Annotated in this window: 25 protein-coding genes; 8 read left to right on the plus strand and 17 right to left on the minus strand. The window is 73.9% G+C overall.

Going from position 1 to position 25,640, the window contains the following annotated elements:
- Positions 1-147 precede the first annotated feature (147 nt).
- The gene (locus ACZ63H_RS35210) at positions 148-1,500 is read right to left on the minus strand and encodes a class II 3-deoxy-7-phosphoheptulonate synthase (RefSeq protein ID WP_469872152.1); all 1,353 of its coding nucleotides are present in this window, start codon (positions 1,498-1,500) and stop codon (positions 148-150) included.
- 106 nt (positions 1,501-1,606) lie between these two features.
- On the opposite strand from ACZ63H_RS35210, the gene ACZ63H_RS35215 reads away from it, so the two are divergent.
- Together ACZ63H_RS35215 and ACZ63H_RS35220 are read left to right on the plus strand one after the other, a co-directional pair.
- On the plus strand, positions 1,607-1,663 hold the full coding sequence (locus ACZ63H_RS35215) for a trp operon leader peptide (protein WP_350967234.1): 57 nt from the start codon (positions 1,607-1,609) through the stop codon (positions 1,661-1,663).
- 98 nt (positions 1,664-1,761) lie between these two features.
- Entirely contained in the window at positions 1,762-3,618 is a 1,857-nt protein-coding gene (locus tag ACZ63H_RS35220) for an anthranilate synthase family protein (RefSeq protein ID WP_469872154.1), read from the plus strand.
- 52 nt (positions 3,619-3,670) lie between these two features.
- Here ACZ63H_RS35220 and ACZ63H_RS35225 read toward each other — a convergent pair whose 3' ends face one another.
- From ACZ63H_RS35225 to ACZ63H_RS35240, 4 genes are all read right to left on the minus strand, one after another.
- A complete protein-coding gene (locus ACZ63H_RS35225; RefSeq protein ID WP_469872155.1) occupies positions 3,671-4,699 on the minus strand; it encodes a 6-phosphofructokinase in 1,029 nt (342 codons plus the stop codon).
- A gap of 118 nt (positions 4,700-4,817) precedes the next feature.
- Complete coding sequence (locus ACZ63H_RS35230; RefSeq protein WP_469872156.1) at positions 4,818-5,495, minus strand: response regulator; 678 nt, start codon at positions 5,493-5,495, stop codon at positions 4,818-4,820.
- The gene (macS, locus tag ACZ63H_RS35235) at positions 5,495-6,718 is read right to left on the minus strand and encodes a MacS family sensor histidine kinase (RefSeq protein ID WP_469872157.1); all 1,224 of its coding nucleotides are present in this window, start codon (positions 6,716-6,718) and stop codon (positions 5,495-5,497) included. The genes ACZ63H_RS35230 and macS overlap by 1 nt, the downstream gene beginning before the upstream one ends.
- Before the next feature lie 39 nt (positions 6,719-6,757).
- Positions 6,758-7,501 carry a lysophospholipid acyltransferase family protein gene (locus tag ACZ63H_RS35240; RefSeq protein ID WP_469872159.1) on the minus strand — a complete coding sequence of 248 codons (744 nt, stop codon included), beginning with the start codon at positions 7,499-7,501 and terminating at the stop codon, positions 6,758-6,760.
- 102 nt (positions 7,502-7,603) lie between these two features.
- On the opposite strand from ACZ63H_RS35240, the gene ACZ63H_RS35245 reads away from it, so the two are divergent.
- Together ACZ63H_RS35245 and ACZ63H_RS35250 are read left to right on the plus strand one after the other, a co-directional pair.
- Positions 7,604-8,383, plus strand: coding sequence for an alpha/beta hydrolase (locus tag ACZ63H_RS35245; RefSeq protein ID WP_469872160.1), 780 nt, complete (start codon positions 7,604-7,606; stop codon positions 8,381-8,383).
- Positions 8,376-9,008, plus strand: coding sequence for a hypothetical protein (locus ACZ63H_RS35250; protein ID WP_469872161.1), 633 nt, complete (start codon positions 8,376-8,378; stop codon positions 9,006-9,008). Before ACZ63H_RS35245 ends, ACZ63H_RS35250 begins: the two co-directional genes overlap by 8 nt.
- Positions 9,009-9,030: 22 nt before the next feature.
- On the opposite strand, the gene ACZ63H_RS35255 is transcribed toward ACZ63H_RS35250, so the two are convergent.
- From ACZ63H_RS35255 to ACZ63H_RS35280, 6 genes are all read right to left on the minus strand, one after another.
- The gene (locus tag ACZ63H_RS35255) at positions 9,031-9,777 is read right to left on the minus strand and encodes an endonuclease/exonuclease/phosphatase family protein (protein WP_469872162.1); all 747 of its coding nucleotides are present in this window, start codon (positions 9,775-9,777) and stop codon (positions 9,031-9,033) included.
- A 101-nt stretch (positions 9,778-9,878) separates the two neighbouring features.
- On the minus strand, positions 9,879-10,832 hold the full coding sequence (locus ACZ63H_RS35260) for an ROK family glucokinase (RefSeq protein ID WP_469872164.1): 954 nt from the start codon (positions 10,830-10,832) through the stop codon (positions 9,879-9,881).
- 67 nt (positions 10,833-10,899) lie between these two features.
- Positions 10,900-11,379 carry a DUF5304 family protein gene (locus ACZ63H_RS35265; protein ID WP_469872165.1) on the minus strand — a complete coding sequence of 160 codons (480 nt, stop codon included), beginning with the start codon at positions 11,377-11,379 and terminating at the stop codon, positions 10,900-10,902.
- Between the two features lie 57 nt (positions 11,380-11,436).
- Positions 11,437-12,609, minus strand: coding sequence for an ArsA family ATPase (locus tag ACZ63H_RS35270; RefSeq protein ID WP_469872167.1), 1,173 nt, complete (start codon positions 12,607-12,609; stop codon positions 11,437-11,439).
- 67 nt (positions 12,610-12,676) lie between these two features.
- Positions 12,677-13,120: an SRPBCC family protein gene (locus tag ACZ63H_RS35275; protein ID WP_469872168.1), complete on the minus strand. Its 444-nt coding sequence runs from the start codon at positions 13,118-13,120 to the stop codon at positions 12,677-12,679.
- Between the two features lie 124 nt (positions 13,121-13,244).
- Positions 13,245-14,042, minus strand: a complete 798-nt coding sequence (locus tag ACZ63H_RS35280) for a metallophosphoesterase family protein (RefSeq protein WP_469872169.1) — start codon at positions 14,040-14,042, stop codon at positions 13,245-13,247.
- Between the two features lie 297 nt (positions 14,043-14,339).
- On the opposite strand from ACZ63H_RS35280, the gene ACZ63H_RS35285 reads away from it, so the two are divergent.
- Positions 14,340-16,136 carry an AMP-dependent synthetase/ligase gene (locus tag ACZ63H_RS35285; RefSeq protein ID WP_469872171.1) on the plus strand — a complete coding sequence of 599 codons (1,797 nt, stop codon included), beginning with the start codon at positions 14,340-14,342 and terminating at the stop codon, positions 16,134-16,136.
- Positions 16,137-16,151: 15 nt separating this feature from the next.
- Here ACZ63H_RS35285 and ACZ63H_RS35290 read toward each other — a convergent pair whose 3' ends face one another.
- Entirely contained in the window at positions 16,152-17,297 is a 1,146-nt protein-coding gene (locus ACZ63H_RS35290; protein ID WP_469872173.1) for a glycosyltransferase family 4 protein, read from the minus strand.
- A 118-nt stretch (positions 17,298-17,415) separates the two neighbouring features.
- On the opposite strand from ACZ63H_RS35290, the gene ACZ63H_RS35295 reads away from it, so the two are divergent.
- The gene (locus ACZ63H_RS35295; protein WP_469872175.1) at positions 17,416-18,651 is read left to right on the plus strand and encodes a glycosyltransferase 87 family protein; all 1,236 of its coding nucleotides are present in this window, start codon (positions 17,416-17,418) and stop codon (positions 18,649-18,651) included.
- Positions 18,652-18,988: 337 nt separating this feature from the next.
- Here ACZ63H_RS35295 and ACZ63H_RS35300 read toward each other — a convergent pair whose 3' ends face one another.
- From ACZ63H_RS35300 to ACZ63H_RS35320, 5 genes are all read right to left on the minus strand, one after another.
- A complete protein-coding gene (locus ACZ63H_RS35300; RefSeq protein WP_469872177.1) occupies positions 18,989-20,173 on the minus strand; it encodes a hypothetical protein in 1,185 nt (394 codons plus the stop codon).
- Between the two features lie 27 nt (positions 20,174-20,200).
- Entirely contained in the window at positions 20,201-21,196 is a 996-nt protein-coding gene (locus tag ACZ63H_RS35305) for a C40 family peptidase (protein WP_469872179.1), read from the minus strand.
- A gap of 237 nt (positions 21,197-21,433) precedes the next feature.
- Positions 21,434-22,501: a C40 family peptidase gene (locus tag ACZ63H_RS35310; protein ID WP_467940206.1), complete on the minus strand. Its 1,068-nt coding sequence runs from the start codon at positions 22,499-22,501 to the stop codon at positions 21,434-21,436.
- A gap of 211 nt (positions 22,502-22,712) precedes the next feature.
- Positions 22,713-24,056, minus strand: a complete 1,344-nt coding sequence (locus ACZ63H_RS35315; RefSeq protein WP_469872181.1) for an NYN domain-containing protein — start codon at positions 24,054-24,056, stop codon at positions 22,713-22,715.
- Positions 24,057-24,105: 49 nt separating this feature from the next.
- The gene (locus tag ACZ63H_RS35320; RefSeq protein WP_469872183.1) at positions 24,106-24,345 is read right to left on the minus strand and encodes a hypothetical protein; all 240 of its coding nucleotides are present in this window, start codon (positions 24,343-24,345) and stop codon (positions 24,106-24,108) included.
- Positions 24,346-24,496: 151 nt separating this feature from the next.
- Here ACZ63H_RS35320 and ACZ63H_RS35325 point away from each other — a divergent pair, with 151 nt between their 5' ends.
- Positions 24,497-25,240, plus strand: coding sequence for a rhomboid family intramembrane serine protease (locus tag ACZ63H_RS35325; RefSeq protein ID WP_469872184.1), 744 nt, complete (start codon positions 24,497-24,499; stop codon positions 25,238-25,240).
- Positions 25,237-25,518, plus strand: a complete 282-nt coding sequence (locus tag ACZ63H_RS35330) for an Lrp/AsnC family transcriptional regulator (protein WP_469872186.1) — start codon at positions 25,237-25,239, stop codon at positions 25,516-25,518. Before ACZ63H_RS35325 ends, ACZ63H_RS35330 begins: the two co-directional genes overlap by 4 nt.
- Positions 25,519-25,640 lie beyond the last annotated feature (122 nt).

Genomic DNA, 25,640 nt, shown 5'->3' on the forward strand with positions numbered 1-25,640 from the left:
GTCCACCCCCCGGGGGGGTTCGTTGTTGGGTGCTCTCCCTTTTCGGGGGAGGAAAACCCAACCTCACCCGTGCCGGGACACCAGAAAAGGGGGCCGGGGCGCGGGTCCGGTGTGCCCCCCCCCCCAGGGTGGCTCATCGGCCGCCGGTCACTGGTCCCGGTACATCTCGGCCACGAGGAACGCCAGGTCCAGCGACTGGCTGCGGTTCAGCCGGGGGTCGCAGGCCGTCTCGTAGCGCTGGTGCAGGTCGTCCACGAAGATCTCGTCGCCGCCGCCCACGCACTCGGTGACGTCGTCGCCGGTCAGCTCCACGTGGATGCCGCCCGGGTGGGTGCCGAGCGCCTTGTGGACCTCGAAGAAGCCCTTGACCTCGTCGAGCACGTCGTCGAAGCGGCGGGTCTTGTGCCCGGAGGCCGCCTCGAAGGTGTTGCCGTGCATCGGGTCGGTCACCCAGGCCACCGTCGCGCCGGACGCCGTGACCTTCTCGACCAGCTCGGGGAGCTTGTCGCGGATCTTGTCGGCGCCCATCCGGACGATGAAGGTCAGCCGGCCCGGCTCCCGCTCGGGGTCGAGGCGCTCGATGTAGCGCAGCGCCTCCTCGGCCGTGGTGGTCGGGCCGAGCTTGATGCCGATCGGGTTGCGGATCCGCGAGGCGAACTCGATGTGCGCGTGGTCCAGCTGCCGGGTGCGCTCGCCGATCCACACCATGTGCGCCGAGACGTCGTACAGCTGCCCGGTGCGGGAGTCGACGCGGGTGAGGGCGGACTCGTAGTCCAGCAGCAGCGCCTCGTGCGAGGAGTAGAACTCGACGGTCTTGAACTCCTCCGGGTCCGCGCCGCAGGCCCGCATGAAGTGCAGCGCGTTGTCGATCTCGCGCGCGAGCTGCTCGTAGCGCTGGCCCGACGGCGAGGTGCGCACGAAGTCCTGGTTCCAGGCGTGCACCTGGCGCAGGTCGGCGTAGCCGCCGGTGGTGAAGGCGCGCACCAGGTTCAGCGTGGACGCCGACGCGTGGTACATGCGCTTCAGCCGCTCCGGGTCCGGGATGCGGCTGGCCTCGGTGAAGTCGAAGCCGTTGACGGAGTCGCCCCGGTACACCGGCAGCGTCACCCCGTCACGGGTCTCGGTCGGCTTGGAGCGCGGCTTGGAGTACTGCCCGGCGATGCGGCCCACCTTCACCACGGGCACGGAGGCCGCGTAGGTCAGGACGGCGCCCATCTGGAGCAGCGTCTTCAGCTTGTTGCGGATCTGGTCGGCGGACACCCCGTCGAACGCCTCGGCGCAGTCGCCGCCCTGGAGGAGGAACGCCTCTCCCCTGGCGACGGCCGCCATCCGGGCGCGCAGCTGGTCGCACTCGCCCGCGAAGACGAGCGGCGGATACGACTCGAGGTCCGCGATCACTGCGCGCAGAGCCTCGGGGTCGGGGTACTCGGGCTGCTGCGCCGCGGGCAGGTCTCGCCAGGTGTTGCCAGCGCTCGGGCTGGTCTTAGCGTTCACGGTCACCTCGTAAACATTACGGGGTCGCGCCAAGGGATTTTCCCCCCGGCTCGAAGGGTGAGACGGGGCGACTGCCCGGTGGACGGCCGGTGGGTGGGGTAGGGTTCCCGGCATGTTCGCGCCGTCGATCCAGAACTGGTGGTGGACCGCTTCTTTGGCGGCCCACTGATTCGCGCGCGTACGAACGACTTCGCGAAGGCCGCCCGAGGGGCGGCCTTCGGCGTATCCGGGGCCGTTCCTCACCGACACCGACGGAACGAGGAACCCATGGACCTGAACCGGCTGCTGCACGACGACCGCCCCTTCGCCCTGCTCCGCCGCCGCGCCCCGGGCCGCGCCGAGCACCCGGTGGAGGTGCTGATCGGCCCGGTGGCCCGGCGCGACCGGCTGGCCGACCTGCCGGGCGAGGGGCTCGCCCTGGTGCCGTTCCGGCAGCTGGCCGAGCGCGGCTTCGACGTCCGCGACGACGGCACCCCGCTGCTGGTGCTCACCCCCGAGGAGACGCACACGCTGGAGCTGGACGAGGCCCTCGCCGGGCTGCCCGCGCACGAGGTGCGGGTCGAGGGCGGCGGCTTCGACGTGGCCGACGAGGAGTACGCCGAGATCGTCGGCCGGGTGCTGCGCGACGAGATCGGCCGGGGCGAGGGCGCGAACTTCGTGATCCGGCGCACCTTCGAGGGGAGGATCCCCGGTTTCGGGCGCGCGGACGCCCTCGCGCTGTTCCGGCGGCTGCTGGCGGGCGAGCGCGGGGCGTACTGGACGTTCGTCGTGCACACCGGGGACCGGACGCTGGTGGGCGCGAGCCCCGAGGTGCACGTGCGGATGAGCGGCGGCACGGTCGTCATGAACCCGATCAGCGGGACGTACCGCTATCCGGCCGGCGGGCCCACCCCGGAGGACCTGCTGGCGTTCCTCGGCGACGCCAAGGAGACCGAGGAGCTGTCGATGGTCGTCGACGAGGAACTGAAGATGATGTGCACCGTCGGCGACATGGGCGGGGTCGTCGTCGGCCCGCGCCTGAAGGAGATGGCGCACCTCGCGCACACCGAGTACGAGCTGCGCGGGAAGTCCTCGCTGGACGCGCGGGAGGTGCTGCGGGAGACCATGTTCGCGGCGACGGTGACCGGGTCGCCGGTGCAGAACGCCTGCCGGGTCATCGAGCGGTACGAGTCCGGCGGGCGCGGGTACTACGCCGGTGCGCTGGCGCTGCTCGGGCGGGACGCCGGGGGCGCGCAGACCCTCGACTCGCCCATCCTGATCCGCACCGCCGACATCGGCGGGGACGGCCGGCTGCGGGTGCCGGTCGGGGCGACGCTGGTGCGCGGCTCCGACCCGGCCGGCGAGGTCGCCGAGACCCACGCGAAGGCGGCGGGCGTGCTGGCGGCCCTCGGCGTACGGCCGGCCCGGCCGCGCGCGGAACGGGACCGGCCCCGGCTGGCCGGCGACCCGCGGGTGCGGGCCGCGCTGGACGGGCGGCGGGCCGGGCTCGCGCCGTTCTGGCTGCGGATGCAGGAGCGGTCCGGCGACCTCGCGGGCCACGCCCTCGTGGTGGACGGCGAGGACACCTTCACCGCGATGCTGGCGCACGTCCTGCGCTCGGGCGGGCTGGACGTGACCGTCCGGCGCTACGACGAGCCCGGGCTGCGGGCGGCGGTGCTCGGCCACGCGGGGCCGGTCGTCCTCGGCCCCGGCCCCGGCGACCCCCGCGACGCCGCCGACCCCAAGATGCGGTTCCTGCGGGGCCTCGCCGCCGAGGTCGTCGGCACCCACCGGCACGGAGTGCTCGGCGTCTGCCTCGGGCACGAGCTGATCGCGGCCCGGCTGGGCCTCGACATCGTGCGCAAGAGGGTGCCCTACCAGGGGGCGCAGACGGTGATCGACCTGTTCGGGCGGAGCGAGACCGTCGGCTTCTACAACAGCTTCGTCGCGCGCTGCGACGAGGACGCGGCCCTGGGGCTGGCCGCGCGCGGCGTGGAGGTGAGCCGGGCGGCCGACGGCGAGGTGCACGCCCTGCGCGGGCCGGGCTTCGCCGGGGTGCAGTTCCACCCGGAGTCGGTGCTGACGCTGAACGGGGCCGCGGTCGTGCGGGAGCTGATGGGCGGCCTGCGCCGCACGACCGTGTAGCCCGGGCGGTCCGGCCGGCGGCCGCGAGCCGCCGGCCGCCGGCCGTCAGCCGTCAGCCGAAGAAGACGCCGGCCTCCTGGTACAGCTTCGGGTCGACGGTCTTCAGCCGGGCCGTGGCCTCGGTGAGGGGGACGCGGACGATGTCGGTGCCGCGCAGCGCGACCATGCGTCCGAAGTCCCCCTCGTGCACGCAGTCGATGGCGTGCAGGCCGAAGCGGGTGGCGAGCCAGCGGTCGAAGGCGCTGGGCGTGCCGCCGCGCTGGACGTGCCCGAGGACCGTGGTGCGCGCCTCCTTGCCGGTGCGCTTCTCGATCTCCTTGCCCAGCCACTCGCCCACCCCGGACAGCCGGACGTGCCCGAAGGAGTCCCGCGAGTCGTCCTTGAGCACCACCTCGCCGTCCTTCGGCATGGCGCCCTCGGCGACGACCACGATCGGCGCGTAGGACGCCTCGAACCGGGAGGTCACCCAGTCGCAGACCTGGTCGACGTCGAAGCGCTGCTCGGGGATGAGGATGACGTTGGCGCCGCCGGCCAGGCCCGAGTGCAGGGCGATCCAGCCGGCGTGCCGGCCCATCACCTCCACCACCAGCACCCGCATGTGGGACTCGGCGGTGGTGTGCAGCCGGTCGATGGCCTCGGTGGCGATGTTGACGGCGGTGTCGAAGCCGAAGGTGTAGTCGGTGGCGGACAGGTCGTTGTCGATGGTCTTCGGCACGCCGACGCAGGGCATGCCGTACTCGTCGGACAGCCGTGCCGCGACCCCGAGGGTGTCCTCGCCGCCGATCGCGATCAGCGCCTGGATCTCCTGCTTGGCCAGGTTGTCCTTGATCCGGCGGATGCCGTCGCGGACCTTGAGCGGATTGGTCCGCGAGGAGCCGAGGACGGTCCCGCCGCGGGGCAGGATGCCGCGCACGGCGGGGATGTCGAGACGGACGGTGTCGTTCTCCAGGGGACCGCGCCAGCCGTCCCGGAAGCCGACGAAGTCATAGCCGTACTCCTGCGCGCCCTTGCGGACGACGCCCCGGATGACGGCGTTGAGCCCGGGGCAGTCGCCGCCTCCGGTCAGTACTCCGACCCGCATGGAAATGTCCCTTCACCGCGGTTACCTGACGCTGGGTCACGCTAATGGTGATTCAGGTCACACCGGGATAGGCGAGAAGGGTGATTCCGGGGCGTACGCCGGATGCGCCCCGTGCGCCCTATTCCCCGTCGAGTCCGCGCTCTATGGCGTACCGGACCAGCTCCACGCGGTTGTGCAGCTGGAGCTTGCCGAGAGTGTTCTGGACGTGGTTCTGCACCGTGCGGTGGGAGATGACGAGGCGTTCGGCGATCTGCTTGTAGCTCAGGCCCTTCGCCACCAGCCGCAGCACCTCCGTCTCCCGGTCGGTCAGCCGGGGCGCGCCCGGCCGGCCGGCGTCGGCGGCGGGCGCGGGTTCGGCGGCCAGCCGCCGGTACTCGCCGAGGACCAGCCCGGCCAGGCCCGGGGTGAACACCGGGTCGCCGACGGCGGTGCGGCGCACCGCGTCCAGCAGTTCCCCGGTGGAGGCGGACTTCAGCAGATAGCCGGTCGCGCCGGACTTCACGGCCTCCAGCACGTCCGCGTGCTCGCCGCTCGCCGACAGCACCAGGACCCGCAACGCCGGGTTGTGGCCGACCAGTTCCTTGCACACCTGGACGCCGGGCTTCGCCGGCAGGTTGAGGTCCAGCACGAGCACGTCCGGGGCGGCGGCCTTGGCGCGGCGGACCGCCTGCTCGCCGTCGCCGGCGGTCGCGACCACCTCGAAACCGGACTCGGCCAGGTCCCGGGCGACCGCGTCCCGCCACATGGGGTGGTCGTCGACCACCATGACCTTGATCGGGTCCTGCCCCTGTGTCATCACCGTTCCGCCTTCTTCCCCCGCGCCCGCACGGCGCCCTTGGGTACCTTCAGTTCGACCTCCGTGCCCTGACCGGGCACGGAGCAGATCTGCGCGCTGCCGCCGAGGTCGCGCAGCCGGCCCCGGATCGACAGGGCCACCCCGAGCCGGCCCTCGCCCTCGGCCTGCGCGAGCCGGCCCTCGGGGATGCCGGGGCCGTCGTCCCGGACGGTGACGACGATCTCGTCCGGCTCGTCCTCCACCAGGATCCAGGCCCGAGCCCCCTCCCCGGCGTGCGCCCGCACGTTGTCCAGGGCGGCCCCGACCGCGGCGGCCACCTCGCGGGCCGCGCCGGGCGGCAGCGGCACCGGGGCGCCGGGCTCGGCCAGGCTGACCCGGGCGCCCGCGTACGGCGCGAGCAGGGCGCGCAGATCGAGCGGCCCGTCGTCGTCCGGTTCCTCCACCGCGCGCACGACGGCGCCCTGCGCCAGGTCCTCCGAGACCCGGGAGACCGGGACCAGACCGCCCGACACCAGGGTGCGCAGGGCCACCTCCTGCTCCCCGGCCAGCCGGCCCAGCTCGGCCGCCTCGCCGCCCAGCGCCGCGCCCCGGCGCTTCACCATGGCCAGCACCTGGAGCACGCCGTCGTGGATGTCCCGGGCCAGTCGCTCCCGCTCCCGGGTGGCGGCCTCGATCTCCAGCGCGCGGGCGAGGGTGCGCTCGGAGGCGCGGGCCACCTCCACGACGTAGCCGATGGCGATGGAGGCCACCCAGACCAGGATCACGTTGTGCACGGTGTCCCGGGCGGGGCGGCCGCGCTCGACCAGGTTCACGGCGGCCACGGCCGTGGAGGCGACGGCGGCCCAGCGCCAGCCGCCCTTGACGGCGAAGGCCAGCACCGCGCCGGCGGTCCAGATCGACGGCAGGGTGGGGCCGCCGCCCGCGATCCGCTGGTGGCTGTCGGCGAACGGGGTGAGCAGGATGCCGACGAGGGCGACGGCCAGGTCGGCGGCCAGGAAGCGCCCGGTGCAGCGCGCCGCGCCGGACACCCGGGGCAGGGTCGCGAGGGTCCACACGACCAGGACGGCGTAGTAGGCCACCGCGATCCAGGGCCGGGTGAACTGGTCGTACGCGGTGGCGCACAGGCCGATGGCGTACAGCATCGTCAGGACGCGGTAGCCGGCGAGTGCCCGCCACAGCGGCAGCTCGACCGACATCCGCATGACGCGTTCGCGCTTGGGCATGCCCCCGGTCCCCCCGAACTTCCCCCGAATTCCCTCCGGCTACCGCCCGGTCTGCCTCTTCCCCGCCTTCTCGGCCTTCTCGGCCTTCTCGGCCTTGGCCGCCTCGGTTATCTGCCGTTTGGCGGCGGTGGCGTACATGTCGACGTACTCCTGGCCGGACAGCTTCATGATCTCGTACATGACCTCGTCGGTCAGGGCGCGCAGCACGAACCGGTCGTGCTCCATGCCCTGGTAGCGGCTGAAGTCCAGCGGCCGGCCGATCCGGATGCCGGGCCGCATCAGCTTCGGCACGACCTGGCCGGGCGGCTGGATCTTCTCCGTGTCGATCATGGCGACCGGGATGACGGGCGCGCCGGTGGCCAGCGCCACCCGGGCGAGGCCGCCGGGCTTGCCCCGGTACAGCCGCCCGTCGGGCGAGCGGGTGCCCTCCGGATAGATGCCGAACAGCTCCCCGCGCTCCAGCACCTCGATGCCGCTGCGGACGGCCGCCTCACCGGCGCCGCGCGCCCCGGAGCGGTCCACCGGGAGCTGGCCGACGCCCTTGAAGAAGGCCGCGGTGAGCCGGCCCTTGACGCCCGGGGTGGTGAAGTACTCGGCCTTGGCGATGAACGTGACCTTCCGGTCCAGCACCGCCGGCAGGAAGAACGAGTCCGAGAAGGACAGGTGGTTGCTGGCCAGGATGGCGGGGCCGGTGGCCGGGATGTTCTCCAGGCCCTCCACCCAGGGCCGGAAGGCGACCTTGAGCGGCCCGCCGATGGCGACCTTCATCGTGCCGTACAACACCCGTGTGCCTCCTGTTTCCGTCGGCAAGACCTTATCCCGGAGTACCGTCAATGAGCCCGACGACCCTGGTCGGTGTCCGTGCGGTCGCGTACGGTGAAGCACATGCCAGTTCTCCCCGGAGCCGAGCCGTACCGCCACGAGGGCGGTGAGGTGGGCGTTCTGTTCTGCCATGGCTTCACCGGCTCGCCCCAGTCGCTGCGCCCCTGGGCGGAGCACCACGCGGCCCGTGGCCTGTCCGTGTCCCTGCCGCTGCTGCCCGGCCACGGCACCCGCTGGACCGACATGCAGCTCACCACCTGGCAGGACTGGTACGCCGAGGTGGACCGGGAACTGCGCGCGCTCACCGCGCGCTGCCCGCGGGTGTTCGTGGCGGGCCTGTCGATGGGCGGGGCGCTCGCCCTGCGGCTCGCGGCCCGGCACGGCGGGCGGGTCGCGGGCGTGGTGGTGGTCAACCCGGCGAACAAGGTGCACGGCCTGTCGGCCCACGCCCTGCCGGTGGCCCGGCACCTGGTGCGCTCGACGAGGGGCATCGCCAGCGACATCGCCCGGCCGGGCGCGGCGGAGCTGGGCTACGACCGGGTGCCGCTGCACGCGGCGCACTCGCTGCGGCGGCTGCTGCGCCGGGTGGACGGCGAGCTGCCCCGGGTCACCCAGCCGCTGCTGCTGTTGCGCAGTGCCGAGGACCACGTCGTACCGGCGGCCGACTCCGCGCGGGTGCTCGGCCGGGTGTCGTCCCGGGACGTCACGGAGATCGTGCTGGAACACAGCTACCACGTGGCGACGTTGGACGTGGACGCGGACCGGATCTTCGAGGAGAGCCTCGCCTTCATCGGCCGGCTCGCACCCAGTGTCGGCAAGGAAGGGACGGCCGCAGTTGGCTGAGCACGACTCCGACCGTGAAGGCCGTGAGGACCGCGAGGGCCGGGAGGGCCGGGAGGCCCGCGACGGTCAGGAGGCCCGCGAGCCGGGCCGGCAGGACGTGCCGTTCGACGAGGACGCCGCCTGGCGGGCCATCGTCGCCGGATACGGCGCCGAGCCGCCGGACCCGCCCGGCGCCCGGCCGTTCAAGCCGGTGGAGGACCTGGCATTGCTGGAGAAGAACGCCGCCCCGGACACCGGCAAGGACACCGGGGGCGAGGAGCCGCCCCCGCGTCCGCTGGGCGCTTCGGTGTCCTTCGCGCCCGGCGTCGGCCCGCGGATCGGCCCGCGCGACTACGCGGTGGCCGAGCCGTCCGACGACGACTTCGACGAGGACGACGAGGGCCACTTCGTCCCCCCGGAGCCGCCGCCGCTGCCGACCGCGGACACCACCGCCCGGTTCGCCTGGCTGGGGGTGCTCGGCGGGCCCGTCCTGCTGCTGCTGGCGGTGCTCCTCGGCTGGCAGATGACCTGGTGGCTGACGACCCTCGGCATCGGCGGCTTCCTCGGCGGCTTCGTGACGCTGGTGGCGCGGATGCGGACGGACGACGAGGAGGACGACGACCCCGGGCGCGGGGCGGTCGTCTGAGGCCCCGCGCCCTCGCCGGGCGCTACGCCGCCGGGACGCGGAGGGCGGCCAGCACCGGAAGGTGGTCCGAGGCCGCCCGCAGGTCCGCCTCGCGCACGCCCGGCTGGTCCAGCGGCACCCCGCAGCCCAGTACCTCGACGCCCTTGGTCGCGAAGATCGCGTCGATGCGCTGGTGCGGGTCGGCGGGGGTGGAGGTGAACTCGCCGCCCCAGGGCGCGGCCGTACGGCAGTCCTGGAGGCCGGCGGCCAGGCGGCGGAAGGTGCGGCCGTCCGGGCGTTCGTTCAGGTCGCCGCCCGCGACGGCGTGCTCCACGCCCAGGGCGGCGAGCCGGTCGAGGAGCATCCCGCCCTGCTCGTAGCGCTCGTCCTGCTGGAGGCTGAGGTGGCAGCTGAGCACCCCGAGGCGGGCGCCGCCGAAGCGGACCACCGCCGTGGCGAAGCCGCGCCGGTGCAGGCCCGGGGTGAGGGGCAGCAGCACGTCCTCGGTGCGCTCGACGGTGGCGCGCAGCCCGCACAGGATCGCCGGGCCCGCCGCCGTGCCGCCCCCGGTGAGGACGACCAGGCCGGAGGCCGCCGCGAGCCGCGCGAGCTTCTTGCGCCAGCGGAAGAAGCGGGGGGCCTCCTGGAGGAGGACCAGGTCGGGGGCGCAGGCCGTGATCACCCGGGCCAGGGCGGCGGTGTCGTCGCGCAGCGAGCGGACGTTGTAGCTCAGGACGCGGAGGGTGGCCGAACCGTCGGGCTCTGTCGCGGAGTCGGGGAGCAACACCATGTGGATCAATGTACGCCCACGGCCGAGGGGCGCGGGAAACCGGGCGACCGCCGGTCTCCCGCCGGTCGCACCGTTCCCGCGCCCCTCGGCGGCGAAGGCCGTCACATGACCGGGTCGGGCTCCCGGGCCAGGTCCGCCGCGCCCACCAGGCCCGCCTTGTTGCCGAGCTGGGCGGCGATCACGTCGGCCACCGGGCGCCAGTTGCCGCCCACCAGCCAGCGCTTGTACGACTTGCGGATCGGGTCGAGCACCAGGTCGCCCTCGTCGGAGAGGCCGCCGCCGACGATGAACGCGGACGGGTCGAAGAGGGAGGCCAGGTCGGCGAGGCCGGCGCCGGCCCAGCGGGCCAGCTCTCGGTAGGAGTCGACGGCGACCGGGCAGCCCTGGCGGGCGGCCATGGAGATGTGCTTGCCCTCGATGCCGTCGGGGGTGCCGTCGCCGAGCGCGAGGAGGACCTCGGCGCGCTCGGGGGTGGCGTTGGCGCGCTGCTTGGCGTAGCGGACCAGGGCGCGGCCGGAGGCGTACTGCTCCCAGCAGCCCTGCGAGCCGCAGCCGCACAGCAGGCCGTCCGGGACCATCCGGATGTGGCCGAACTCCGCGGCCACGCCGAAGTGGCCGCGGCGCAGCTTGTTGCCGATGATGATGCCGCCGCCGAGGCCGGTGCCGAGCGTGATGCAGATGACGTTGCGGTGGCCCTTGCCCGCGCCGAACCTGTACTCGCCCCAGGCCGCGGCGTTGGCGTCGTTCTCGACCACGACCGGGAGGTCCGTGCGGGCCTCGACCTTCTCCTTGAGCGGTTCGTTGCGCCAGTCGATGTTGGGCGCGAAGTAGACCGTGGAGCGCTGGCGGTTGACGTAACCGGCCGCGCCGATGCCCACGCCGACGATCTCGTGCCCGGCCCGCGCGCCCTCCACCGCCGAGGCGATGGCGTCCACGATGGCCCCGGGTGTGGTGGGGGTCGGCACCTTGAAGGTCGAGAGGATGTTGCCTTCCTCGTCGACCACGCCGGCCGCGATCTTCGTGCCGCCGATGTCGACGCCGATGGTGAGTCCCATGAATCCCTCAGTTTCGGTCGAGCCCCGCTACGGCCAACCGTACCCGAGGCCCCGCCGCGGCAGGGCGTCAGTCCAGGTCGATGCGCTCGCCCGGACCGGCGCCCGCGCCCCCGTCGTCCCCGTCCGGCCGGTCGGCCGCCGGGTCGGACGTGCGCGCGGTCCAGCGCCGCTCCTGGTGCTGGACCGCGGAGCGGTAGGCGGCGAGGAGTTCCCCGCCGGCCGCGGCGAGGTGGTCGAAGACATCGGGGTTGCGCTCTATGACGGGTTCCACGGCGGCCTTGGCCTGCTGGACGACCTGGCGCACGGCCTGCTGGGCGGCCGGTCCGGCGAGGGAGCCGAGCAGCGGTGCCTGCAGGCCGGAGAGCTTGTCGGCGACCGCGTCGACCAGCTTCTTCAGCTCCTCGGCGGCCGAGCCCGGCGGCGGGCCGTGCTCGGTGCGGCGGCGGGCCTGCTCGGCGGCGAGGTCCTCGGCACAGGCCGTGGCCCAGGCGTCGGCGTCGGTCGCCCGCTCCGGCGGCGGCTGGGGTGCGGGGCGCTCTTCGCTCATGGCGGACTCCTGACTACGGTTCGCCTTTACGACGTTACCCGAACGGGGGTGCCCGGTTCACCGTCCGCCGGCGGGCCACAGGCCGGGGTCGGGGGCGAACCGGATGCGCAGCTCGCCGTCGCGCAGTCCGGCGCCGGCGACCGTGCAGCGGCGCAGCGCGGAGGGCAGCGGAACGATCCGCCGGAAGGGACCCGCGGTGATCACGAGTTCGTCGCCGCGCCGGACGAGGTCGAGTTCGTCCCGTATCGCGCCGGGCAGCGGCAGGTGCCAGACCAGCACGCCGTCCTCGGCGATCCGGTCGGTGACGGGCCACTCGACCGGGGCGGGCGCCGGATCGGCGGCGGGCACGGCGAGCGCGGCGAGGTCGTCGCCGCCCTGCGGGTCGCGGCCGAGGTGCGGGACGGGGCGGACGTCGTAGGGCTCCCGCCACTCGGCGAGCGTCTTGTGCTGCTGGGCGATCAGCCCGGCGAGCCAGTCGCCCGCGGCGGCCCCGGGCAGGACGCGGTTGGCGATCAGGGCCTCGGTGCCCAGGCCGCGCAGGGCGAGGCCGAGGGAGGCGGCGCGCAGGGCGTCGGCGCCGGCCGGGCCGGGCTCGGCGACCAGGCGTACGGCGGTGTCCCGGTCGGTGAGGACGGCCTCGACGGCGGCGAGTTCGAGGTCCCAGCGGGCCGCCGTCTCGTACAGCCACTCGGCGGGCATGGGGACGCCGGCCAGCCGGCCGAGGACCGGGCGCAGGGCGCGGGCGGCCTGCCGTTCGGGCGGCAGCAGCCGGCGCAGGTAGCGGCGCAGTTCCTCGGGCAGGCCGAGCAGGGCGAGGGCGCGCGGGAGCGGCGGGAGGTCGGCGACGAGCAGGTCGTGGCGCTCGGAGAGGGCCGCGTCCCGCAGGGCGCGCAGGAAGGACAGTTCCTCGGCGCCGGGCAGCGCGGTGACCTCCTCGGCGTCCAGGCGGGCGGCACCGAGCAGGTCGAGGACACTCTCGGCGCGGGTCTGGAAGGCGGTGAGGTCCCGCCGGAAGCCCTCGGTGGCGTCCGGGCGCCAGACGGTCAGGCGCGGCGCGGCCTCGGCGGGGACCGGTCCCGACGGGGTGCCGAGGACCGCGCCCGGGGTGTCGGTGCGGTCGGCGCTCAGCAGGAGGGTGCGGTGGCCGGCCCGGGCGGAGGCGAGCGCGGTGGCCGCGGCGACGGTCGTCCGGCCGCTGCCGCCCGGGCCCATGATCAGGAGGGTGCGCATGATGCCGAACCGTACCGCCGTGCGCGGGGGCGGGCCGGGGAGGCCGCTTATCAGGGGCTCGGGGAGGCTACTTCCCCAGGGACTCGACCCGTTCCTTCAGGCCCGCCAGCGCCCGGTCGATGACGACCTTCTCCGCCTTGCGCTTGATCATGCCCAGCATGGGGATCTTGACGTCGACGGTGAGCCGGTAGGTGACCTCGGTGGCGTTCGCGCCGGCCGGCTTCAGCAGGTAGGAGCCCTCCAGGGAGCGCAGCATCTGGGACCTCACCAGGCTCCAGGAGACCTCGTGGCCGCCGTGCCAGGTGTAGGCGAGGGTCTGGTCGTCCTTGATGGCGCCGGCGTCCATGACGAGGCGGACCCGCTCGGCGCGGCCGTGCTCGTCGGCGGAGAGGACCTCGGCCTCCTTCACCTCGCCGGTCCAGTCCGGGTAGCGCGCGAAGTCGGCGATCACCGCCATGACGTCGGCGGGAGCCGCCTCGATCGTGATGCTCGAACTGGTGTGTTCCGCCATCGCCGTGGCTCCTCCGGATGCGCGCCGTGTGGGAGAGGTCGTGTGTGCGCCGGGCCGCGCACGTGTGTGCAGCGTGAAGGCTACCGCGCCGCCGACCTGCCGCCTTCACCCCACCTGACGTGCCTCACCACTCCAGCACCCAGGGGGTGCCGGAGCCGGCGAAGTGCCCCACGTTCACGCACTCGGTGGCGCCGATCCGCATCCGGCGCGCGAGCGGCTGGTGCACATGGCCGAAAAGCGCGTACCGGGGCCGGGTGCGGCGGATGGCGTCGAGGAGGGCCCGGCTGCCCCTCTCGAAGCGGCGGGCCACGGTGTCGTAGACCAGTTCGGGCACCTCCGGCGGGATGTGGGTGCACAGCACGTCGACCTCGCCGACGGCCTCGATCTTCGCCGCGTACTCCTCGTCGTCGATCTCGTACGGGGTGCGCATCGGGGTGCGCAGACCGCCGCCGACGAAGCCGAAGGTCCACCCGCCGATCTCCACCCGCTGGCCGTCGAGGACCGTGGTGCCGGGCCGGGCGTACTCCTGCCAGAGCCGCGGCATGTCGACATTGCCGTAGGTGGCGTACGTCGGGGTGGGGAACGCGGCGAACAGCTCGTCGTACTGCCGGCGCACCGCCTTCTCGATGGCGGCGGCCCGGTCGGTGCCGATGCCGGCCCACAGCCGGGCGCCGAACTCGCGGGCCTCGGCGAACCGGCGGGCGGTGCGCAGCTCGACGATGCGGTCGGCGTTCTCCTTGCCGAACAGGTCGGGGAAGATGCCGCGCGAGTGGTCGGCGTAGTCGAGGAAGAGGACGAGGTCGCCCAGGCAGACGAGGGCGTCGGCACCGTCACCGGCCCTCGCCAGGTCGCGGGCGTTGCCGTGCACATCGCTGACCACATGGACCCGGGTCCGCCGGTCGCCGGTACGTGGGGAAGCCATGGTGATCAAGGGTAGGCGTGTGGGGTGGAGGTGAACAGTGCCGGTCCGGCCTGCGGTTACTCGCCGGTCGGAAGGGCCGTGGACTACTGTGCGCGAAGGAACGCCCGCGTGTGTGACGCAGCGAACATCTCGCCGGGACCCCCTGTCGTAGACGCCATACCGGCGGGTAACGTCCGGGCAGTCCAGTCGTGCTCAGTATTTCAGCCACCGAAGTACCCGAGCACCTGCCCGAGCCTTGGACCGCACCGTCGCATCGCACAACGTCGTGGCGCCGGCGCCCTATGAGGAGCAGCAGTCTTGCGCGAGTTCAGCCTTCCGGCTTTGTACGAGGTCCCTGCGGACGGAAATCTGACCGATATCGTTCGCAGAAACGCCGCGCAGCACCCCGACGCCGCCGTCATCGCCCGCAAGTCGGGGGGTGTCTGGCAGGACGTGACGGCACGGGAGTTCCAGGACGAGGTGCGCACCGCCGCCAAGGGGCTGATCGCCGCCGGGGTGCAGCCGGGCGACCGGGTGGGCCTGATGTCCCGGACGCGCTACGAGTGGACGCTGCTGGACTTCGCGATCTGGAGCGCGGGTGCCGTCACCGTGCCGGTGTACGAGACGAGTTCCCCGGAGCAGGTGCGCTGGATCCTGTCCGACTCGGGCGCGACGGCGTGTGTCGTGGAGCTGGACAATCACGCGGCGGCCGTGGAGTCGGTGCGCGAGTCGCTGCCCGCGCTGAAGCACGTCTGGCAGATTGAGGCCGGGGGCGTGGCGGAGCTGGGCCGGCTCGGGCAGGGCGTGTCGGACGAGACGGTGGAGGAGCGCGGCTCGCTCGCCCGGGCCGACGACCCGGCGACCATCGTGTACACGAGCGGCACCACCGGGCGCCCCAAGGGCTGTGTGCTCACCCACCGCAGCTTCTTCGCCGAGTGCGGGAACGTGGTGGAGCGGCTGCGTCCGCTGTTCCGCACCGGCGAGTGCTCCGTCCTGCTCTTCCTGCCCCTCGCCCACGTCTTCGGGCGGCTGGTGCAGGTGGCGCCGATGATGGCGCCGATCAAGCTGGGCTGTGTCCCGGACATCAAGAACCTCACCGACGAACTCGCCGCGTTCCGGCCGACGCTGATCCTCGGCGTGCCGCGGGTCTTCGAGAAGGTGTACAACGCGGCGCGCGCCAAGGCGCAGGCGGACGGCAAGGGGAAGATCTTCGACCGGGCCGCGGACACCGCGATCGCCTACAGCAAGGCGCTGGACAGCCCGTCCGGACCGTCGTTCGGCCTGAAACTCAAGCACAAGCTCTTCGACAAGCTGGTCTACGGCAAGCTGCGCGCGGTCCTCGGCGGCCGGGGCGAGTACGCCATCTCCGGCGGGGCCCCGCTCGGCGAGCGGCTCGGCCATTTCTTCCGGGGCATCGGCTTCACGGTGCTGGAGGGCTACGGCCTGACCGAGTCCTGCGCGGCGACCGCGTTCAACCCGTGGGACCGGCAGAAGATCGGCACGGTCGGGCAGCCGCTGCCCGGCTCGGTGGTGCGGATCGCGGACGACGGCGAGGTGCTGCTGCACGGCGAGCACCTGTTCAAGGAGTACTGGAACAACCCGGGCGCCACGGCGGAGGCGCTGGCCGACGGCTGGTTCCACACCGGTGACATCGGCACCCTGGACGAGGACGGCTATCTGCGGATCACCGGCCGGAAGAAGGAGATCATCGTCACGGCGGGCGGCAAGAACGTGGCCCCGGCCGTGATCGAGGACCGGATCCGGGCGCACGCGCTGGTCGCGGAGTGCATGGTGGTGGGCGACGGGCGGCCGTTCGTGGGCGCGCTGGTCACCATCGACGAGGAGTTCCTGGGCCGTTGGGCCGCCGAGCACGGCAAGCCGGCCGGTTCCACGGCGGCGTCGCTGAAGGACGACCCGGATCTGCTCGCGGCCGTCCAGGCGGCCGTGGACGACGGCAACGCGGCGGTGTCCAAGGCCGAGTCGGTGCGCAAGTTCCGCGTGCTGTCGGCCCAGTTCTCGGAGGAGTCGGGGCACCTGACGCCGTCGCTGAAGCTGAAGCGGAACGTGGTGGCGAAGGACTACGCGGCCGAGATCGAGGCGATCTACGCCAAGTGAGGCGCGCGGAGCGCTTCACCCCAGCAGTGTCCTCAGGTTCTCCGCCAGCAGGTCCCAGCGCCACTTCTCCTCCACCCACCGGCGGCCCCGCTCGCCCATCCGCCGCCGCAGCCCGGGGTCCTGGAGGAGGGTCACGATGCGCTCGGCGGTCTCCTCGGGGGCGCCGCCCCTGACCACCCAGCCCGTCTCGCCGTCCAGGACCGCGTCGGGGGCGCCGCCCGAGTCGCCCGCGACGACCGGCAGTCCGGTCGCGGAGGCCTCCAGGTAGACGATGCCGAGGCCCTCCACGTCCAGGCCGCCGCGCCGGGTGCGGCAGGGCATAGCGAACACGTCCCCGGCGCCGTAGTGCGCGGGCAGTTCCGACCAGGGCACGGCGCCGGTGAAGCGCACCGAGCCGGCCACGCCGGTCTCCCGGGCGAGGCGGCGCAGGTCCCGTTCGTAGGGGCCGCCGCCGACGATCAGCAAGGCGGTGTCGGGTTCGGCGGCGAGGATCCGCGGCATGGCCCGGATCAGGGTGTCCTGCCCCTTGCGCGGCACCAGCCGGGAGACGCAGACCACGACGGGCCGGTCGGCGAGGCCGAGCCGCGCGCGGACCGCGTCGCCGCCGGAGCCGGGGTGGAAGGTCTTCTCGTCGACCCCCGGCGGCAGCTGCGCCATCCGCGCGGCGGCGTCCGGGGTGAGGGCGGCGGCGATCCGGGAGCGGGTGTACTCGCCGAGGTAGGTGAGCGTGTCCGTGGACTGTCCGATCCGGCGCAGCAGCCGCCGGGCGGCGGGCAGCTGGGCCCAGCCGGCCTCGTGCCCGTGGGTGGTGGCGACCAGCCGCTCGGCGCCGGCCCCGCGCAGCGCGGGGGCCATGAGCCCGAGCGGGGCCGCCGCGCCGAACCAGACCGCGGTGCAGCCGTGCTCGCGGAGCAGCCCGGCCGCCCGCCGGGTGGCCCCCGGGGTGGGCAGCAGCATGGTGGTGCGGTCGCGGACGACGGTGAAGGGCTGCTCGGCGTCGAACGCGGCGGTGGCCTCGGCGCCCTCCCGGCCGCGCTTCCAGGTGGAGGCGTAGACGACCAGCCGGTCCGGGTCCAGGCGCAGGGCCATGTTGTGCAGGAAGGCCTGGATACCGCCCGGCCGGGGCGGGAAGTCGTTGGTGACGATCAGGGTCTTTCGCATCGCCGCCGACCCTACCGAACGGGCCGTTGCCGGCCGGGCGCGGCCGGGTCTGTGGCACGCGCGCGGCCGCGCGGGACATCATGGTCGCTCGAAGCGGATTCGAACGGCAGGGGATCACGTGGAGACGAAGGGTGCCGGACGGTCCCCGTGGTGGCCGCTCGCGGTCTGGGGCGCCACCCGCGCGGCGCTGCTGCTGTTCGTGTTCCGGGTGTACGTCTTCCCGGGCCCGGACGTCACCTCGGACGTGTCGGTGATCTACCGCGGCTGGTACGAGGTGCTGCGCCAGGGAACGTTTCCGCTGGACGACGTGACCTGGCAGTACCCGCCCGCCGCCGCCCTCGCGATCCTCTCCCCCGCCGTCCTGCCCTTCCTGTCGTACGCGCACGCCTTCTTCGTGCTGGCGTGCCTGTGCGACGCCGTGGTGCTGGCGCTGCTGGTGTACGCGGGCGGGCGGTCCGGCCGGTCCCCGCGCGGGGCCTGGGTGTGGGTGGCGGGCGTGCCGCTGCTCGGGCCGACGGTGTACGCGCGCTACGACCTGATGGTGACCGCGGTGGCCGTGGCGGCGCTGCTGGCGGGGGCCCGCCACCCGCGGGTGCTGGGCGCGCTGGCGGCGCTCGGGGCGCTGGTGAAGGTGTGGCCGGCGCTGCTGCTGGTCGGTGCCGTCCGGCGGCGGGCGTGGGGGGCGGCGGCGGTCACCGGGGCGGGCGTCGCGCTGCTGTTCACGGTGTCCATGCCGGGCGCCTTCGCGTTCCTGACCTTCCAGCGGGAGCGGGGCACCGAGGTGGAGTCGCTGGGCGCCCTGGTCTTCCACGTGGCCCGGCACTTCGGCTGGCGGGGCGAGGTGCTGCTGAACTACGGCTCGATCGAGTTCCTGGGCCCGTGGGTGGACGTGGTGAGCACGGCCGCGCTGGCGCTGACCGCGGCGGCGTTCGGCTGGCTGCTGCTGTGGCGGCTGCGCGCGAGGCGCCTGGCGGGGCCCGTCCTCGCGGACGCGGCGCTGACGGCGGTGCTGCTGTTCACGGTGACCAGCCGGGTGATCAGCCCGCAGTACCTGGTGTGGCTGGTCGGCCTGGCCGCCGTCTGCCTGACGCACCGGGCGACCCGGATGGGACCGCCCGCGCTGATGGTCGTCCTGGCGTCGTTCCTGACGGTCCTGGAGTTCCCGCTCGGCTTCTCGCACGTGGTGCTGAGCGACGGCTACGGCGTCACGCTGCTGGTGCTGCGCAACGGCCTGCTGGTCGCGGCCACGATCGCGGCCGCCCGCCGGCTGTGGCGCGCGACCGTCCCGCCCCGGCGGGCCGCCCCGTTCCCGTCCCGGCCCGGCCGGACCACGCGGGCCCCCGTCTCCTCCTGACGCGGGGCGCGGCCCGGCAGCGGACCGAGCGGGCGGCCGCCGCCGTCACCCCGAGCCGGGCCACGATCGCCACCAGGACCAGGGCCCCGCCCTGCCGCACGGTGGAGTCGGCGGCCATGGCTAGGCCGGTGGCGAGGGTGCGGCGCAGGCGACCGGGGTGCTCCCGGGGGCGCCGGCGCAGGACGCGCGGGCCCACCGCCGGGGCAGCGCCCCGGCGCAGCACCGCGGAGAGGGCGGCGCCCCGGCGCGGAGAACGCCGGGGACCTGTTCCGGGAGGGCGTGCCGCGGGCCGCCGGGGAGACCGGGTCGGCCTGGCTGCGGGAGGTGACCGGCGTGCTCAGCGCAGCAGCGTCGTGACGTAGGCGTGCCAGCGGGCGGTGAACTGCCGTGCCGTCGTGCCGAGCACCGTGCGCAGGGCCCCCTCGACCGCGCCCGCCCGTTCGCCGTGGGCGCCCACGGCCCGGTAGAAGGCGCCGAGCCGGGCCGCGCCCCACTTCTCGGCGATCATCCGGCAGGCCAGCCAGCCGCTCTCGTAGGCCCGCGCCAGCTTCACCGGGTCGCTGGTGAAGCCGAAGTCCTTGTCGACGGGCAGCGCCTCGGGCGCCTTGCCCTCCCGGACGGCCCGGGCGAGTTCGGGCGCGGCCTCGGCCGGGGTGCGGCCGGTGCCGAGGTAGCCGACCCAGTCGGCGTAGCCCTCCGACAGCCACAGCGGGGTGGCGGCCGTGGTGTCCGCCCGGGTGGCCACATGGGCCGTCTCGTGGGTGAGGACGATCTGCCTGCCGGCGTCGCCGAGCATCGCGTACGCCTCCGGGTTGACCACCACCCGGTCCGCGGGCGCCCGGCCCGAGCCGCCCGCCTCGCCCGTGGTGACCGCCGCGATGCCCCGGTAGTCGGCGGCCGGCGCGCCGAGGAGGGCCGCCATGCCCGCCAGCGACTTCGGGACGAGGACGACGACCCGGCGGCTCCAGCCCGTGCCCCACGCCCCGGAGACGGCCGGGACCGCCCGGTCGGCGAGCCGGGCGAAGCCGGACAGGGCGGCCGGGTCGCCGGTGCCCAGCACCAGGCTGTGCGCGCCCTCCACGGCTCTCACCGTGCCCTGGTCCCACAGTTGCTGCCCGGCCTCGCGGGCGGGCCGTTCGGCGGTGACGTACCAGTGGCCGTCGGCGGTGCGGCTAAGGGCGAGGGTGCGGCGGGCGTCGACCGGGGCCTTGTCGTACCCGGCGACGCGGTAGCTCAGTTCGGCGTCGGCGGTGGCGCCGGAGCCGGTGCGGCGCACGGCGGTGACCCGGTATCCGAAGGAGGCCAGCGGCAGGGCGCGCAGCCGGGTGTACACGGCGCGCGTGCCGGTCGCGCCGTACGCCCGCTCGTCGTGTCCGAGCAGGGCGGCCGAGCGCCGGTCGAGCATCCGCTGCACCTCGGTGCGCACCGGATCGCCCGTCTGCCGCCCGCCGCACCCGGTGAGCGGCAACAGCAGGGCGAGCCCTACGGCTCCGATACTCCACGTCCGCCCGCGACCAGCCACTTCCCGATCGTACGGCGCGCGGGGCGGTCAGGGCCGGGTGACCGAGGAGACCGGCATCATGCCGACCGGGTCGTAGCGCACCGGGGCGCCGGGATAGGGCGCGTGGATGACCTGGCCGTGGCCCGCGTACAGCGCCACATGGCTGGCGTCGGAGCGGTAGACGACCAGGTCGCCGGGGCGGGCCTGGGAGAGCGGGACGCGCCGGCCGGCGAACCGCTGCTCCTGGGAGGTGCGCGGCAGGTGGATGCCGGCGTGCGCGTACGCCCACTGCGTCAGGCCCGAACAGTCGAACCCCGAGGGGCCGTTGGCACCCCACACGTAGGGGCGGCCGAGGGCGGCGCGGGCGGCGGCCAGCGCGGCGGCGGCCCGGCCGTCGGGGGCGGCGGCCGGGGCGGGCAGCCGCGCGCGGGTGCCGCGGGAGGCCCGGTCGTAGGCGGCGCGCTCCCCGGCGGGCATGGCCCCGATCAGCTCCCGGGCCCGGGCGAGCTTGCGTTCCACGGTCCGCTTGTGGGCGGCCACGGCCCGGCGGCCGCGCTCCAGTTCGGCGAGGGTCCGGGCGGCCTCCGCGCGTTCCTGGGCGAGTTCGCGCAGCACGGCCCGCAACTGCCTGAGCCGTCCGGCCTGCCGGTCACCGATGCGGTCGAGCGTGGCGGCCTTGTCCAGGTAGTCCTCGGGTTCGGCGGAGAACAGCAGGGCGACGGCCGGGTCGATGCCGCCGGACCGGTACTGGGCGCCGGCCAGCGAGCCGAGCTGTTCGCGCAGGTCGTTGACGCGCTGCTGCTGCCGGGCCAGGTGGTCCCGGGTGGCGCGCAGCCGCCGGCGCAGTTCACCGGCGCGCTCCTCGGCCTTGTCGTAGGCCTGGGTCGCCCGCTCGGCCTCCGCGTACAGCCGGTCCACCTCGGCGCGGCCGCCGGCCTCGTGCGCGGCGTGTGCCGGCACGGCGCCGAGCGCGGCCGACAGCACGCACAGGGCGGCGGCACCCCGGTCGAATCCGGACGGGGCAAGGCGGCGATGGGACCCCACGGCAGTCCTTCGGGTGGCGGACGTCGGACCGTCTCCCCGGCGCCGGGGACGGTAGGGCCCCGGCGGCGGGGAAACGCGGCAGACAGTAGCCGCGCACCGGGGCCCGGGCCAAAGACCTCCGCGTCAAGACATGCTGACGCCCCGCCGCTGACGCAGGTCAGCGGCGGGGCGCGGGGTCAGTTCCGGTGGCGGTGATTCGCCCGTTCGGGCGCCGCCGTGTCCGTGTGCCGCCCGGTGTCAGACGCGGACGCCCCACATGAACGGGCCGCCGATGGTGCTCATGGACTCGTACCGGACGACCGTGCCGGTGCGCGGGGCGTGCAGGACCTGGCCGTTGCCCGCGTACAGGCCGACGTGGTGCAGGTCGTTGAAGAAGAAGACCAGGTCGCCGACCTTCAGATCGCTGACCGAGGTGATCCTCGTGCCGATCTGGGACTGGGCCTCGGAGGTGCGCGGGATGGAGACGTTGGCCTGGGCGTAGGCCCAGGAGGTCAGACCCGAGCAGTCGAAGGAGGAGGGGCCGGTGGCGCCGTAGACGTACGGCGAGCCGATCCTGGTCTGGGCGGCGGAGAAGGCCGCCTGGGCCCGGTTGGAGGCGGGCGGGGCGTCGCCGATGTCGGGACGCTCGCCGCCGGTGGAGCGGTTGGCGCGCTCCTGCCCTTCCTGGGCGCGCTTGTGCTCCTCCTCGGCGAGCTGCTGCTTCTCCTTGGCGGTCAGGGTGTTCAGCAGCCGCTGGGCCTCGCCGAGCTTGCCCTGGACTTCCTTCTTCTTGTTGCCCAGCTCGGTGCGGGTGGCGGAGAGGTCCTTGAGCTTCTCGGCGGCCTCGGCCCGCTCCTGGGCGAGTTCGCGCTGCTTGTCCTGGATCTTCTTCAGCGCGTCGACCTGCTGGCTGCTCAACTGGTCGAGCGTGGACGCCTTGTCGAGGTAGTCGTCCGGGTCGGAGGACAGGAAGAGCTGGACCGAGGCGTCGATGCCGCCGGAGCGGTACTGGGCGGTGGCCAGCGAACCCAGGCCGTCGCGGAGCTTGTTGAGCTCCTCCTGGCCGCGGGCGACGCTGTCCTGGATGGTGGAGATCTCCTTCTGCAGCTTCTGCTGCTTCTCCTTGGCGCCGTTGTACTTCTCGGTCGCCTGCTCGGCCTGCTCGTAGAGCTTGTCGACCTTCGCCTTCACCTCGTCCTTGCTCAGCTTCTCGCTGGGAGCGGCGTTGGCGGCGTTCGCGCTGAGCGCGACGGCAGCGGCGGCTGCGGTGGTCAGCACGGTCACGCGGGTGCGACTCGGCTGCTTGGGTCGACGGTGGGACGCCACGGAGGGAGAACTCCTTCTTGAGAGTGATCACCCGTTCGGAGGTTCGAGCCAGACCCTAGTGACACAGTTGTGATCAGTTCAAATCCTCACGGCAAAAAAACCCGTGATGCCATGCATTCTTTGCACACAACTCACCGGCAGTGAGATGGCTTTGACCCTACGTCGCCCGGCGACGACCTCAATTCGGGCATCTGCGATGCCCGTCGGGCGTTCAGGACAATCGCTTCAGAAGCACCGCGGAAGCCACCGGCCGGGCACCCGCCTTGGCGATTCCGTCCGCGACCTCGCGGTCGGTGGAGGCGACGATGACCGGGCGCCCCGGCGGCTCCGCGCGCACCAGCTGCCGGATCAGCTCGTCGGCGGTGACACCCGGCTTGGAGAACAGCACCCGCACCCCGCGCGGCGGCGCGAGCAGCACCGGCGCGGCCAGTTCGGCGCCGTCGAAGACGCAGGTGACCTCGGCCCCGGTCTGCGCGGCGAGCGCCGAGAGCTGGCCCAGCAGCCTGAGCCGCTGCTTCTCCAGCGGCATCTGCGGATAGCCGGTCTTGGTCACGTTGTAGCCGTCGACGACCAGGTGCACCTGCGGCAGTGCCAGCAGCTGGTCGAGAATGGCCGGGTCGTTCTCCGACAGGGCGCGCGCCGCGATGTCCTTCGGGGTCATCCGGCCCGGCTCCACCGCGTCGACCGTCTCGGCCGGGCGCACCGACACCGGCGGCAGGGCGAGTTCACGCCTGAGCCCCTGGGTGGCGTCCAGCAGGGTGTCGAGCAGCAGCCGCACCCGCATGTCCTCCACGCTGCGGCCCTCCCGGGCCGCCCGGCGGGTGGCCTCCAGCGCGGCCTCGGCCTCGCCCAGGCGGGCCTTGAGCCGCCGGGACTCGCTCTCCGCGGCCGACACCTGCGCCTGCGCCTCGGCGCGTACGGCGTCGGCCTCGCCCCGCGCCTTGCGCAGCGCGGCCTCGCCCCGCTTGACGTCGCTGAGCGCGGCCCGCAGCTTGCGGTGCAGCGACTCCGCTTCCTTCCGCGCCGTCTCCAGCTCCGCGCGCAGCCGTTCGGTCTCGGCGCGGGTGTGGTCGCGGGCCTGCGCCAGCTCCGCACGCAGCCGCTCCAGCTCGGCCCGGCTCTCCTCGTCGGCCCGCTCGGCGTCCGCGCGCTGCGCCTCCTCGCCGGCCGCCGTGACCAGCTTCACCCAGCCCGCCGGGCGCAGCACATAGGCGGCGGCCGCCACGTCGAGCGGGTCGGCGGCCGGGGGCGCGGACCCGGCGTCGAGGGCCCCGGCCAGTTCCGGCTGGGCCTCGCGGAACCGCTCGCCGATCCGCTGCCGGAACAGCGCGTCGGTCTCCAGCGCCGCCGCCATCGCGTTCCCGGCGAACTTGGCGCGGCGATTCGGGGCGAACCGGGCGTACTGCCTCAGCTGGGCGGGCAGTTCCGCCGGCGTCAGTCCGCCGAAGCCGTCCGAGACGATCTGCACGACGCGCCGGCGCACGCCGTCGGGCAGCGGACGGTCAAGCACCTCAGCGGTGCCGTCGCCCGGCCCCCCGCCTGCGGTCTCCACCATCCGTCACACACCCCATCACCGGAAAAAGCCTCTCCGGGGGCCGCTCCGCTCAGGAGCCGGCGCCCGGCCTGTCCACGAGTTCCACCTGGTCCACCGCGCTGCACCAGCGACAGCGCACCGATTCGATGGTCTCACTGACCACCTCGCGCTCCTCCACCGTCGGCTCGCCGGCCAGGTCCAGGTGCACGTACTCGACGACCTTCGACGAGCGGGTGACGTCGAAACGGGTGAGGTTGCCGCAGAGGGTGCAGCGCCACCGGGTGGTGGCGGTCGGCAGGGGAACCGTCATCGCGCTGGTCCGCTCCTTCTCGTGTCGGTCCGCGCCGCTGCCGACGCGTGTGGGTCGTAACCCTACGGCCTGGGGGCTGCCCGCCGCCCGTCCGTTCACGGCGGCGAGGCGGTCTGTCGCGTTGCGTCCCGTTACGTCATGCTCTGTAGTCATGATCAGCTCCAGGAGCACGGCGGCCGGCAGGACCCTCAGGGCGGTCCGGGACACCCCGGCGCCGGTGACGTACGGCCTCATCGCCCTGTGCTGCGTGCTCTTCGCCCTCGGCCCGGCCTCCGGGCTGGTGCCGGGATACGGCACCGGGGACGCCCTGCTCGCCGCACAGCGGGCGTACTTCCGGCGCTGGGGCGTGGTCCCGGCCGAGCTGTTCGACGGGCCGGCCGGGGCCGCGCTGACCCCGGCCACCGCGCTGTTCGTGCACGGCAGCTGGGTGCACCTGCTCGGCAACATGCTCTTCCTCTTCGTCTTCGGAGCGATGACCGAGGAACGGATGGGACGGGTGCAGTTCGCCCTCTTCTACGTCGGCTGCGGCTGCGGCGCCCTGCTCGGCTACGCGGTGGCCAACGCCGCCTCCGGACAGTCGCTGGTCGGCGCCTCCGGGGCGGTCTCGGCGGTCCTCGGGGCCTTTCTGTACCTGTTCCCCCGCGCGCGGGTGACCAGTCTGCTGCCTTTCCTGTTCTTCCTGCCGCTGCGCTTCCCGGCCTGGGTCGTGCTGCCCTGCTGGGCGGCCCTGCAGTGGCTGGCGGCCGGCCGCGCCTCCGACGGGCCGGGGGTGGCCTACCTCGCCCACCTGGTGGGCTTCGGCCTCGGCTTCGGCTACGCGTGGGTGCGCTACGGGCGTACCACTAGAGTGAAGGACGCACCGGCTCCGGTCACCGAGGGAGAGAGACAACCGTGATCACCGCGATCGTTCTGATCAAGACCAGCGTGGACCGGATCCCCGAGATCGCGGAGCGGATCGCCGCGCTGGACAGCGTGAGCGAGGTCTTCTCGGTCACCGGCACCTACGACCTGATCGCCATGGTCCGCGTCGCCCGCCACGAGGACCTCGCCGAGGTCATCCCCGGCCGCATCAGCAAGATCCCCGGCGTCCAGGGCACGGACACGCACGTGGCGTTCCGCACCTACTCCCAGCACGACCTGGAGGCCGCGTTCGCGATCGGCCTGGACAACTAGCTCCCGTCACGGCACAGGGCCCCGGCCGCGGCCGGGGGGCTGCTTCTCCTCCTGTCTCCGACCGCCGGCACACAGCGGCCCTCCTCCCTTCTGTGTCGCCCCCTCTCGCCGTCCCCGACCAA

Source organism: Streptomyces sp. NPDC104831 (assembly GCF_055583025.1).